At 75.9% G+C, this 11,798-nt stretch carries 9 protein-coding genes and 1 pseudogene; 1 reads left to right on the top strand and 9 read right to left on the bottom strand.

Going from position 1 to position 11,798, the window contains the following annotated elements; all coding sequences use genetic code 11:
- Positions 1-270: 270 nt before the first annotated feature.
- Positions 271-1,257: a UDP-glucuronic acid decarboxylase family protein gene (locus AC1DYZ_RS04675; protein WP_477064052.1), complete on the top strand. Its 987-nt coding sequence runs from the start codon at positions 271-273 to the stop codon at positions 1,255-1,257.
- On the opposite strand, the gene AC1DYZ_RS04680 is transcribed toward AC1DYZ_RS04675, so the two are convergent.
- The 9 genes and pseudogenes from AC1DYZ_RS04680 to AC1DYZ_RS04720 form a co-directional block, all read right to left on the bottom strand.
- Positions 1,249-2,178, bottom strand: coding sequence for a glycosyltransferase family 9 protein (locus AC1DYZ_RS04680; RefSeq protein ID WP_477064038.1), 930 nt, complete (start codon positions 2,176-2,178; stop codon positions 1,249-1,251). The two genes, AC1DYZ_RS04675 and AC1DYZ_RS04680, sit on opposite strands and share 9 nt — an antisense overlap.
- A complete protein-coding gene (locus AC1DYZ_RS04685; RefSeq protein WP_477064039.1) occupies positions 2,175-2,897 on the bottom strand; it encodes an SDR family oxidoreductase in 723 nt (240 codons plus the stop codon). Before AC1DYZ_RS04685 ends, AC1DYZ_RS04680 begins: the two co-directional genes overlap by 4 nt.
- Entirely contained in the window at positions 2,894-4,897 is a 2,004-nt protein-coding gene (locus tag AC1DYZ_RS04690) for a PfkB family carbohydrate kinase (RefSeq protein ID WP_477064040.1), read from the bottom strand. Before AC1DYZ_RS04690 ends, AC1DYZ_RS04685 begins: the two co-directional genes overlap by 4 nt.
- Positions 4,894-6,114, bottom strand: a complete 1,221-nt coding sequence (locus AC1DYZ_RS04695) for a glycosyltransferase (protein WP_477064041.1) — start codon at positions 6,112-6,114, stop codon at positions 4,894-4,896. The genes AC1DYZ_RS04690 and AC1DYZ_RS04695 overlap by 4 nt, the downstream gene beginning before the upstream one ends.
- A complete protein-coding gene (locus tag AC1DYZ_RS04700) occupies positions 6,111-7,070 on the bottom strand; it encodes a glycosyltransferase (RefSeq protein WP_477064042.1) in 960 nt (319 codons plus the stop codon). The genes AC1DYZ_RS04695 and AC1DYZ_RS04700 overlap by 4 nt, the downstream gene beginning before the upstream one ends.
- Positions 7,067-8,098 (bottom strand): glycosyltransferase family 9 protein, encoded by a 1,032-nt coding sequence (locus tag AC1DYZ_RS04705; RefSeq protein WP_477064043.1) that lies wholly within the window; start codon positions 8,096-8,098, stop codon positions 7,067-7,069. Before AC1DYZ_RS04705 ends, AC1DYZ_RS04700 begins: the two co-directional genes overlap by 4 nt.
- Positions 8,095-9,624, bottom strand: coding sequence for an HAD-IIIA family hydrolase (locus AC1DYZ_RS04710; RefSeq protein WP_477064044.1), 1,530 nt, complete (start codon positions 9,622-9,624; stop codon positions 8,095-8,097). Before AC1DYZ_RS04710 ends, AC1DYZ_RS04705 begins: the two co-directional genes overlap by 4 nt.
- Positions 9,621-11,288, bottom strand: a complete 1,668-nt coding sequence (locus AC1DYZ_RS04715) for a carbamoyltransferase family protein (RefSeq protein ID WP_477064045.1) — start codon at positions 11,286-11,288, stop codon at positions 9,621-9,623. Before AC1DYZ_RS04715 ends, AC1DYZ_RS04710 begins: the two co-directional genes overlap by 4 nt.
- 271 nt (positions 11,289-11,559) lie before the next feature.
- Positions 11,560-11,798: pseudogene (locus AC1DYZ_RS04720) on the bottom strand (hypothetical protein); the annotation flags it as partial.

Raw genomic sequence — 11,798 nt, forward strand, 5'->3', positions numbered from 1 at the left:
TCGACCGGAGGTCAGCGTAGGGACGTGGCGTCGGACGTGCCACACGAGCCGGGCCGGCTGGGCGGTGAGCCGGCGCTCACCCATCGGGCGCCTGGCGCCACCCCTTGCTTGACCGATATCCACGCTGATTCGTGTCCTGGCGGTCGCAACCCGGAGGAGCCGGCTCGGCGCGCGGGCTGCCGCAAAGGGCGGTAGGACTGTCCCAGGAACCACCAGCCGGCGAAGACGGGGCCGACGACGCGGACGATCCCGACGAGGGGACGCGTGCCCATGCCGACCGCCGTGAACCGACCCACCTCGTCCGACCCGACCCGGGGACGCGTCGTCGTCACCGGCGGGGCAGGCTTCCTCGGGAGCCACCTGTGCACCGAGCTCCTGGACCGTGGGGCCGAGGTGGTCTGCCTGGACAGCTTTCTCACGGGCGCGCCCTCGAACGTCGCGCACCTGATGGACCGGCGCGGGTTCCGGCTGGTCCGCTGCGACGTCACCGACTTCGTGCACGTGCCGGGCCCGGTGGACCTGGTGCTGCACTTCGCGTCGCCGGCGTCTCCGGTCGACTACCTGCAGCTGCCCATCGAGACGCTGAAGGTGGGCTCGATCGGTACCGGTCACGCGCTCGGCCTGGCCAAGGAGAAGGGCGCGCGGTTCGTGCTCGCCTCCACGTCTGAGGTGTACGGCGACCCGCAGGTGCACCCCCAGCCCGAGGACTACTGGGGTCACGTGAACCCCGTGGGTCCGCGCGGGGTCTACGACGAGGCGAAGCGGTACGGGGAGGCGCTCACCACCGCCTACCGCACGACCCACGGCGTCGACACGGCGATCGTGCGGATCTTCAACACCTACGGTCCCCGGATGCGCCCGCACGACGGGCGCGCGATCCCCACGTTCATCCGGCAGGCGCTGGCCGGGGAGCCGGTCACCGTGGCGGGTGACGGGAGCCAGACGCGGTCGGTCTGCTACGTGGACGACCTCGTGCGCGGGATCCTCGCGCTCGCGGCGCACGGCCACACCGGGCCGATGAACATCGGCAACCCGACCGAGCTCACCGTCCTCCAGATCGCGCAGGACGTGCTGGCCGCGACGGGTTCCCGGTCGGGGATCACCTTCGTGGGCCGCCCGGTGGACGACCCCGAGGTGCGGCGTCCGGACACGTCGCTGGCGTCCCGGGAGCTGGGCTGGGCGCCCGAGGTCCCGTGGGCCGAGGGGCTCGATCGGACCGTCCGGTGGTTCCGTCAGGCCGAGAGCATCTCAGCCTGACCGCACGCTCAGCAGGCGGTCGACGGCGGCGACCACCTCGTCCGTACCGATCGCGTCCAGGGCGAGATCGATGCTGGTGCCGTGGGGGTCGCCGGCCGGGAGCCCGTCGCCGTGCCACAGGACGGCGTGCACGTCGAGGTCGATCGCGGGTCCCCACCGGCTCGGCGGCACCGGCCCGAACAGCAGCACGGACGGTGTGGCGGTCGCCGTGGCCAGGTGGGCGACGCCGGTGTCGCCGCAGACGAGCAACCGCGCCGCCGCGACCCGGCGGACCAGGTCGGCGAGCGGCAGCACTCCCGCGACCTCGACGCCCGGGCCTGCGAGGGCGCGGATCCGTGCGCACAGGTGCTGCTCGTCCGGTCCTGCCGTCAGGGTCACGCGCGCTCCGTCGGACGCGAGGGTCCGGGCCAGGGCGGCCCACCGGCCGGGCGGCCAGCGACGTGCCGCGGAGGCGGCGCCCGGGTGCAGCAGCACCTCGTCGGACCGGTCATCGACGCCGACGTCCACGCGCAGGTCCGCGCGCTCGCACCGGCCTCCCGCGGAGCGGACCAGGCGGCACCACCGGTCGACCTCGTGCTCGTCGGCTCGCCACGCCGGGCCGTCGGGGTGGTCCACCGCGGCGAACGCCACCAGACGGTCGKGACGGGTGGCACGCAGCAGGGCGTGGCTCTGCGGCCCGCGCCCGTGCAGGTTGACGGCGACGTGCCCGCGGCGGCCCCACGCCAGCGGCTCGTCGAGACCGGCGGTCACGACGACCTCGTCGACGAGCCCGAGGCCCTGCAGCCAGCGCCCGACCGCCTCGGGCGCGGCCAGCCACAGGCGCCGGTCCGGCCACGCCCGCCGCACGCCGCGCAGGGGCGCGATGCCGGTCACCGCGTCGCCCAGCCCGAGCGCKCGCAGCACCAGCACGTCGCCGGTCACGGCCAGGAGCTCTCCCCGGACGACATCACGAGCATCTCCCGGATCTCGCTGCCCACCGGCTGGGTGAGGGCGGTGAGCACGGCCCCCGCGGTGGCGGCCGGGTCGTTGAGCTGTGCGTCCGGTCCGGGCCGGTACTGCTCGCTGCGGCCGTCGAAGAACGGTGTGCGCATGCCGCCCGGGATGAGCAGCGTGACGCCGACGCGGCCGGCGAGCTCGGCCGCGAGGGCGTGCGTGAAGCCGCGGACGGCGAACTTGGACGCGCAGTAGGCGGTGGCGTCGCTCATCCCGCGCAGCGCCAGCGTCGACGCCACCGTCACGACCGTGCCCCGCGTCTGCTCCAGGTGGGGCAGGCAGGCGCGCACGACGGCGACCGTGCCGAAGAGGTTGACGCGCACGACGCGCTCCCACGTCTCGGTGTCGATCTGGTCGAGCGGCCCGCACGCGTCGGTACCGGCCGYGGTCACCAGACCGCTCGGCGCGCCCACCTGGTCGACCAGCTCCTCGACCGCGCGGGCGGCCGCGGTCGAGTCCGACAGGTCCACCAGGACGTAGGCGACCCCGTCGCGCGGCGGCACCCGGTCGAGGACGGCGGGCGTCCCGCCGGCCGCGGCCACGGCATCGACGACCGCGGCCCCGAGGCCGCTCGCGCCGCCGGTGACGACGACGGTGCCGAGCCGCCGGGTCTCGATGGTGAACGGTCTTGTCGACGTGTCGGTCATGCGACCTCCTCGGGCACAGGCGTCCGGGCGCGGCCCGTCCGCTCGATGATGGACGACGTGGACCGCCCGTCCAGGTAGGGCAGCAGGACCACGCGGCCCCCTGCGGACCGCACGACCTCGCTCTCGGGCAGGGGTCGGCCGCCGTAGTCGCCGCCCTTCGCCCAGACGTCGGGCCGCAGGGCCGCCAGCACCGCGCGCGGGTCGTCCTCGTCGAAGACGACGACGGCGTCGACGCAGTCCAGGGCCTCGAGCACGCGCGCACGGTCCGCGGCGCCGACCACGGGTCGACCGGCGCCCTTGAGGCGACGGACGGAGTCGTCGGAGTTCATCACCACGACKAGCGCGTCGCCGAGCCGGCGGGCCGCCTGGAGCGTCGCGACGTGACCCGCGTGCACGATGTCGAAGCACCCGCCGGTGGCGACGAGCGTCCGGCCGCCCATCCGCAGCCGTGCGGCCAGGGTGGCGACGTCCTCCTCGGGCGGCGCGGAGGGCTGCTCGGGCGGTGCGCTTCGACGCCGCGTCCGGAACGCCTCGGCGCCACCGGCGGCCACCCACGCCGACGCCTCGGCGACCGCCGCGCCCACCGCCGCCGAGACGAGCCCACCGCGGGCCAGGGACACGGCCGCCGTGGCGGCGAACCGGTCGCCGGCGCCGCACGTGTCGCCGCCCCGGGCCGGGCTCGCCGGCACGAACGACGGCTCGTCGCCGGACGTGGCGAGGAACGCGCCCTGCGCCCCGGCGGTCACCGCCACGGCCCGCGCGTCCCAGGCGGACCGCAGGGCCTGGGCGAGGGCGTCGGGCGACGCGTCCACCGGCGCGGCGAGCCGGGCCTCGGCGAGGTTGGGGGTGACCAGCGTGGCTCCGGGGACCGGCGGCCCGCCGCGCGGGTGCGGGTCCCACACCACGGGGCGGCGCCCGGCGGCGTCCGCGAGCAGCTCCCGGAGGCGGGGGTCTCGGGTGACGCCCGCGCCGTAGTCCGCGACGAGGACGGCGTCGGCCGACGCCAGGACTGCGCGGACCCGGTCCTCGGCCAGTGCCGTCGGACTGCCCGGTCCGCCGTCGTCGACGCGCACGAGCGAGTGGCCGTCGCTGCGCACCCGCACCTTCCGACGCGTCGGGCCGTCGTGACCGAGCGCGAGGACGTCGACGTCCTGCCGCAGGTCGCGCAGCAGGGACCTGCCGTCGGCGTCGGACGCCAGCGGCGTGATCAGCGTGACCCGCGCGCCACTCGCCGCGCAGAGCAGCGCGGCGAGGCCGGCCCCGCCCGGGGAGTCGTGCGTGGCTGTCACGTCGAGGACGGGCGCCGGCGCGTCCGGGCAGAGCCGCTCGGTCCTGCCGTCCACGTCGCGGTCCAGCACGGTGTCCCCGACCACCACGACGTGCGGGCGGTCGTCGGGCGTGCCGTCCACCGCGGGCTCGCCGTGCTCCAGGCGGTCGAGGTGCGCGTCGACCGCCGCGCACAGCGCATGGACGAGGACCAGGTGCACGGCCTGGACGCCGGCCGTCGACGCGGCCGGGACACAGACGGCCTCGTCGCACGCCTCCGCCAGCGGGTTGGGACCGGGACCGGTGAGCCCCCACACGCGCATGCCCAGGCTCCGGCCGCGCTCGGCAGCCGCCAGGACGTTCGGGCTGCGTCCCGAGGTCGACAGGAGCACCAGCACGTCCTCGGCGCGGCCGTGCGCCTCGACCTGCCGCGCGAACATCTCGTCGGCGCCGTAGTCGTTGACGATCGCGGTGAGGCTCGAGGTCTCCGCGCACAGCGCGATCGCCGAGTAGGGCCGCCGCTCGGCCACGAACCGCCCCACCAGCTCGGCGGTGAGGTGCTGCGCCTCGGCCGCGCTGCCGCCGTTCCCGGCCGCGAGCAGCCGACCGCCGGCCACCAACCGCTCGGCCAGCTGCTGACCCCACCGGTCGACCAGGGCGGCCTGGTCCTCGACCGCCCCGAGCGAGTCCGCCAGCTCGGCCAGGTGCTCCTCGAGCCATCCGGTGCCGCTCATCCGACCGCCACCTCCGAGAGCACCCTGCGGTGCGTCATGGTGCGGTAGACGAGCTCGGTCTGCGCGGCGACCCGATCCCAGCCGTACCGGGAGACGGCGCGCCTCCGAGCGGCGGCGCCGAACTCGGCGCGGCGCTCGGCGTCGTCGAGCAGGGACCGCAGGGCGGCGGCCAGGGCACCAGGGTCGCGCGGCGGGACGAGCAGCCCGGTCCGACCGTCCTGCACGGTGTCGAGCAGGCCCCCGACCGCCGAGCCGACGACGGGAACCCCGCAGGCGGCGGCCTCGATGGGCACGATCCCGAAGGGCTCGTACCAGGGCGTCGCGACGACGACGTCGGCCGAGCGCACCAGCGCCGGCAGGTCGTCGTGGTCGACGCGTCCGACCAGCCGGAGCCGGTCGCGCACACCGCGCGACGACGCCAGGGCGAGCAGCCGTCGGGCCTCGGCATCCGCGCCGAGCCCGTCGGCCGCCGGGCCGCCCGCGACGACGAGCTCCGCGTCGGGCAGCTCGGTGAGCGCGTCGACCACGGTCTCGAGCCCCTTGCGCTCCACCAGCCGCCCGATGCCGAGCAGGCGGTAGCGGGCACGCCGGGGAAGGTCGGCGACCTGGCCACTCGGACGGAAGTGCTCGACGTCGACGCCGCAGGGCACCACCCGGACCTTGCCGGTCGGCACACCGAGCCTGACGAGCTCGGCCACCTCGTCCGAGCAGGTGGCGACGACGACGTCGACGCGCCGCCCGATCGAGGACTCGGTCGCGATGCGCCCAGCCGGGCTCGTGTCCTTGTCGCCCTGGTACCGGCGCTTCACCGATCCCAGCGCGTGGAACGTCTGCGCGACCGGTGTGCCTGTCACGGCGGCGGCCTGGAGGGCCGCCATCCCCGACATCCAGAAGTGCGCGTGCGCCACGTCCGGCGCCCGCTGTCCGCTCCAGTGCTCCGCGAGCAGGTCGCCGAACGCCGGCATGTACGGCACGAGCTCGTCCTTGGGGACGGGTCGGGCCGGACCGGCCGGGACGTGCACGACCGTGACGCCGGGCACGAGCTCGACGCACTCCGGCTGGTGGCGGTCGTCGCGCCGGGTGTAGACGTCGACCTGGTGGCCGCCGCGAGCCAGGGCTGCGGCGAGCGCGGCGACGTGGACGTTCTGTCCACCCGCGTCCACGCCACCGAGCGTGGCGAGAGGGCTTGCGTGCTCGGACACCATCGCGATCCTCATCGCGTCACCTCCTTGAGCAGGGATTGCCAGTCGGACAGGAACCGGTCGAGGCCGAACACCCGCAGCGCGTGCTCCCGCGCCGCGAGGCCGTGCGCCCGCGCGTCCTCGGGCTCGTGCAGCCAGCGGCGCGCCGCGTCCACCAACCGGTCKGGCCGCGCGCTCACCACGCCGGCCTCGGGCGGCACCGCCTCGGGGGCGGCCGTGGACGCGACGGCGAGCACCGGCATGCCGAGGGTCATCGCCTCGATGAGCGAGAGGCCCAGGCTGGTCCAGCGGAACGGGTGCAGGTAGGCGCGCGCGCCGGCGAGGTCGTCGTGCAGCCGGTGCTGCGGGACGTCGTCGTGGAGGAACGGCGCCAGGTCGGCCGCGTGCTCCGCCAGCCCCGCGACGCCCATCCCGTAGACCTCCACGGGCACCCGCGAGGCGACGTCGAGCAGCAGGTCCGTCCCCGCCACGCGCCAGCGCCGCACCGGCTCGTTCACCACCGCCGCGACCCGCGCGCGCTCACCGGTGTACCGGTAGCCGGGGTCGGGGATGCCGTGGTCGATGACGGCCGTCGGGGCCCGCCCGCTGTCCCACATCAGGGCGTTGAAGTCGGAGACGTGGGCCACCACGATGTCGGACCGGTCGGCCAGAAGGTGCGGCGTCGCCGCAGCCGGACCCGCCGGGGTGTTGTGCTCCAGGTACACGGCCGGAAGGTCGACACCGGGGCGCCGGCCGGTCCAGCGTTCGACCAGCTCGAGGTCACGCGGCCGCTGCAGCACGACGACGTCGACCGGTTCGTCGCGCAGGCGCTCCAGCGGCACCTCGCGCGCGGACGCCGGCCAGTCCCACGTTCTCGCCCGCCCGAGGCCGTCCGGCGACCGGGCGGCGTCCACGGGCACCACGTAGTCGTCGGGACCCTGGACGAAGGAGGTCATCCACGAGCCGTGCACGTGCCAGACGAGCACCCTCATGCGACGACCTCCTCGCGGGAGGCCCGGGCCAGCGCGTCGACGGCGGCGACGACCTGCGCCGTGGTCACCGACGTCAGGCACGGGTGGCCGGGGACCGGGCAGACGCGTGCCCGGGTCCCGGCGCACGCGGCGGCCTGGTCGCCGAGCAGCACGTGCGGCACGCCGAACGGCGCCCAGCGGTCGGCGGGCACCACCGGGGAGAACAGGGAGACGACGGGCGTGCCGACCGCCGATGCCAGGTGGGCGGGTCCGGTGTTGCCGACGACGACGGCGTCCGCGCCGGCCAGCACGCCGGCCAGCTCGGCCAGGCTCGTGCGGCCACCGAGGTCGACGGCGGCGGGCGAGGCCCCGGCGACGTCGGCGGTGAGGCCGGTCTCGGTGGGTCCGCCGGTGACGAGGACGGCCCACCCGGCGTCGGCCAGGCCCGTGACGATCTCGCGCGCCTGGTCCTGCGTCGGCGCGMGCGACGGCACGGACGCGCCCGGGTGCACGACGACGTACCGCGCGCKGGGGACCAGCCTGCTGACGTCCGGCAGCGGCRCCCGGACGGCCGGTCGGCCGTCGTCTCCCGGCGGCAGCGAGCCGCCCGCGGCGCGCGCGAGCGAGAGCGCGGCCTCGACCTCGTGCAGGCCGTCGGGTCGGCGGTGCCGGACGTCGAGCAGGGTGCCGGGGTAGTCCTCGCTGGTGGCGGCGATGAAGGGCAGGCCGGCGAGCCGCAGCACCAGCGCCATGGGGAGCGGGCTCTGGTGGAACGACGTGAACACGACGGCCCGCTCGTACTGCGCGGCGCTGAGCCGTCCCACCAGCTCCGAGATCTCGGCCGCGTCCACGGGCGCGGGGGACAGGCCGCTCCACGGCGCGTCGAACACCGCGACGTCCCGCACCGCCGGCAGCAGGGCCGCCGCCTGCCGCCCGGCCGGCGACACGAGCAGGTCCACGTCGCCGAGCGCGCCGAGGGCGCGCACCGCCGGACCCGTGATCAGCACGTCGCCGTCCGAGTCGAGCCGCACCGCGAGCACGCCGCTCATCGCGCACGCCCCGGGACGAGGAGGGTGACCGCCTCGCGCAGGTTGGCGGCCACCAGCTCGGCGGACCGGATCTCCTCGGGACGCGTCGCCTCGGTGGGCACGAGCACGGCCCGCGCGCCGGCCGCCCGGGCGGCGTCCACGTCCGCGCCGATGTCGCCGACCACGGCGCACTCCCACGGCGCGATCCCCAGTTCCTCCGCGGCGCGGAGCACCATCCCGCCGGCCGGCTTCCGGCACGCGCACCCAGCCTCTGGCCCGTGCGGGCACACCTGGACGGTGTCGAACGCCCCGACCAGCTCGGCCACCCGATCGTTCACGGCGTCGACCTGGCCCCGGCTGAGCAGACCACGCGCGACGCCGGACTGGTTGGTGACCAGGCCGACGGCCAGGTGCGCCGCGCGAAGGGCGGCCAGCGCCTCGTCCGCCTTGGCAACCGGATCGACGCGGTCGGGGTCGCCGTTGTACGGCACGTCGTGGACGAGCGTCCCGTCGCGGTCGAAGAGGACCGCCCGCGTCGCGGGGCGCCAGGGGGTCGCACGTCGGTGCGTGATGGTCCCGCGCACACGGTGGCGCACCGCCACGAACGGGATGACGGCGCTGGTCCACGCCATGCGCCGCCACTCGGCGAGCGCGCCCGGCTCACCAGGCCCGGGGCCGGGGGCGATGCGGCGACGGGCGAAGTCGGCGGTGAGCAGCGCCCACGCGCCGAGCCCGGCGGCGGCCGTCCGACGGCGCCCGCCAACCGCCGCCACGAGGCCGGTCCCGGCGGCCACGACCGTCGCGACATGCCAGGGGAAGCGGCCCCGACCGGTACCGGCGAGCTCGCGCCAGGCCCGGCCGTGCAGGGCGCGCATGAGCGCGTCGTCCTGGGCCCCCGCCTGCACGCGGACGCTCACCCGGTCGTCGGCTGGGCGGACCGGGTGGTGCGTGGTCCGCGACCCGACGACCAGCCGCCAGCCCGCCTGCCGCAGGCGCAGCGCGAGGTCGGCGTCCTCGCGGTAGGCGCGCGGGAACCGCTCGTCGAACCCCTCCACCTCCTGCAGCGCCGAGCGTCGGAACGCCATGTCGGCGGTGGCCCACCGGGCGTGCTCGAGCCCGGCGGTGTTGCGCTCCCAGTCGGTGGGTCGACGGTCGGGCGGCAGGGGCACGCGCAGGCGGGCCTGGGTGCCGGCGACGTCAGGAGCCACCGCGCGCAGGTCGTCGGCGAGCGCGGACGCCCAGCCGGGGGGCAGCACCACGTCGTCGTCGAGGAACGCCACCCACGCCGTGTCGGTGCTGCGCCAGCCGGCGTTCCGTGCGGCCGCCGGCCCTCGGCCGCCCGTCCTGACTACCCGGCTCGGCCACGGCAGGTCCGGCAGGACCAGCGGGAGCGTGGACGCCAGGGGTCGGTCGTCGCAGACGACGACGACCGACGGCTGGGTGCCGGCGGCGGCCCAGTCCTGCCCGGCAAGGCTGGTCAGGAGCACGTCGAGCGACGGGCGGCCCACGGTGGGCACGACGACCGACCACGACGGGGTCCCGGTCATCGGGTCGTCCGGAAGAGCTCCGCGCGACGCACGAGGTGCGGGCCGAGCACCAGGAGGTCGACGGGCGCCGAGCCGAAGAGCTCGAGCGCGTCCCGCGGGTCGTCGACCATGGGCCGGMCCGCGGTGTTGAGACTGGTGTTGATCACCACCGGCAGGCCGGTGCGCTCCCGGAACGCCTCGATCGTCGCGCCGAGGCGCGGCTGCGTCGCGGGGTCCACGGTCTGGATGCGGGCGGTCCCGTCGACGTGCACGGCTGCGGGGATGCGACTTCGCCACGTCGGGTCGACGTCGTGCACGAACAGCATGTACGGGCTGGGCACGGGACCGCCGGAGAAGAGCTCGGGCGCCTGGTCGAGCAGGACCATCGGGGCCACCGGGCGGAACTGCTCGCGCCCCTTCACGTCGTTGAGCCGCTCCAGGTTCTCGGCGTGGCCGGGGTGGGCCAGCAGCGAGCGGTGCCCGAGGGCGCGCGGCCCGAACTCGCTGCGCCCGTCGAACCAGGCCACGACCCCGTCGTCGGCGAGCACGTCGGCCACCTCGCCCGCCAGGTCGGCGGGGGTGCTGAACGGCACGGCCGCCGCGCGGAGCCAGTCGGCGAGGGCGTCGTCGCTCCAGGACCGGCCGAGCGCGGCGCCCGGCATGGGCTGCGGGGTGTCGCCGAGCTCGGCGGCGAGCTGCATGGCCGCCCCGAGCGCCGTCCCGGCGTCGCCCGACGCGGGCTGCACCCAGACCTCCTCGAACCCGCTCTCGCGCCAGATCCGCGAGTTGGCCACGCAGTTGAGCGCGATGCCGCCCGCCATGGTGAGGACCCGGTCGCCCGTACGCTCGTGCAACCACCGCGCGAGGTCGACGAGGACCTCCTCCAGGCGGGCCTGGACGGAGCACGCCAGGTCCGCGTGCTCGCCGCCCCACGTGCCGTCGTCGACCCGGCGCGGCGCCCACCGCTCCCAGTCGGGTGCCTCGGCCACGAAGCCGCCGTCGCCCGTCGCGTAGATCAGCGGCCGCAGGTCGTCGAGGAACGCCGGCTTCCCGTAGGACGCGAGCGCCATGACCTTGTACTCGTCGCTGGAGCGCAGGAATCCGAGGTGCTCGGTGAGCGACTCGTAGACGAGGCCGAGCGAGCTCGGGAGCTCCTGCGTGGTGAAGATCTCGAGGCGCCCACCGGTGTAGCGGCCCGCCAGGTGGGAGGCCCGCTCGCCCCGGCCGTCGAGGACCAGGACGCTGCTCTCGTCGAACGGGGACGCGAGGGCCGCCGACGCGGCGTGAGCCACGTGGTGGGGGACGTACCGCACGATCGACGGGTCGATGCCCGGCAGGGCGCTCGTCAGGAACCCGGGCACGCGCTCGGCGTAGGTGGTGCGCAGGTGGTCCCACGGGTCGTCGAGCCCCAGGTCCTCGGCGTTCTTGGCGAGGGCGGGGTCCCACCCGTACGCCACGGCGTCGAGGTCCGCGGGCCGCAGACCGGCCTCGGCCAGGCACCACCGCATCGACAGCTCGGGCAGCTCCCAGGCCGAGAACGGCACGGGTCGTTTGCCGTGCTTGCGGCGGCTGAACCGCTCCTCCTCGGCGGCGGCGACCACGTGGCCGTCGACGACGAGTGCGGCAGAAGGGTCGTGATAGATCGCGTTGATGCCCAGGACGCGCATGAGTGGCGGGCCTCTCATCGGTGGTCCAGAGTCGTGCGTGTTCTGCACACGATGAGTGGTGCTCGGTTCTCGGCGCCTTCTGCTCGCCACTGTGAAGCACTTCTCCGAGAGCCGCACGTTGAACCGCTTCTCCGCCGAAGGAACGGAGCTGTCGCCATGACTCTCGCCGCGTCATCCACTGCCGCCGTCCGGCGCGACCGGCCTTCGCGACAGCGGCTCGCAGAGCACTACGTCGCAGGTCGGAGCGTCCCCGCGGCAGGGGACAGGACCCTCGAGCGCCGCGACCCGGTCACCGGCGGCACCGCGCTCGTGCTGGTGGCTGCGACGCCGGACGAGGTGTGAGCAGGTCGCGGTAGGTGCGCAGCGCCGCGGTGGTGCCCCCGGTCCGACGGAGCTCCACGGGCAGCGACTCGCGCAGCGTGAAGGCGGCGACCACCAGCAGGATCGCGCCGGTGCTGGCGAGGAACACGAAGATCAGCCGCCACGAGCCCACCAGCAGCAGCTGGGCGCCGATGGTCGGTGCGAGGA

Source organism: Cellulomonas sp. P1_C4 (genome assembly GCF_056406355.1).

Excerpts from the sequence above, each read along its gene's own strand:
- AC1DYZ_RS04675 (WP_477064052.1), top strand. The coding sequence starts at position 271 with ATGCCGACCGCCGTGAACCGACCCACCTCGTCCGACCCGACCCGGGGA.
- AC1DYZ_RS04695 (WP_477064041.1), bottom strand. The coding sequence starts at position 6,114 with ATGAGGATCGCGATGGTGTCCGAGCACGCAAGCCCTCTCGCCACGCTC.
- AC1DYZ_RS04710 (WP_477064044.1), bottom strand. The coding sequence starts at position 9,624 with ATGACCGGGACCCCGTCGTGGTCGGTCGTCGTGCCCACCGTGGGCCGC.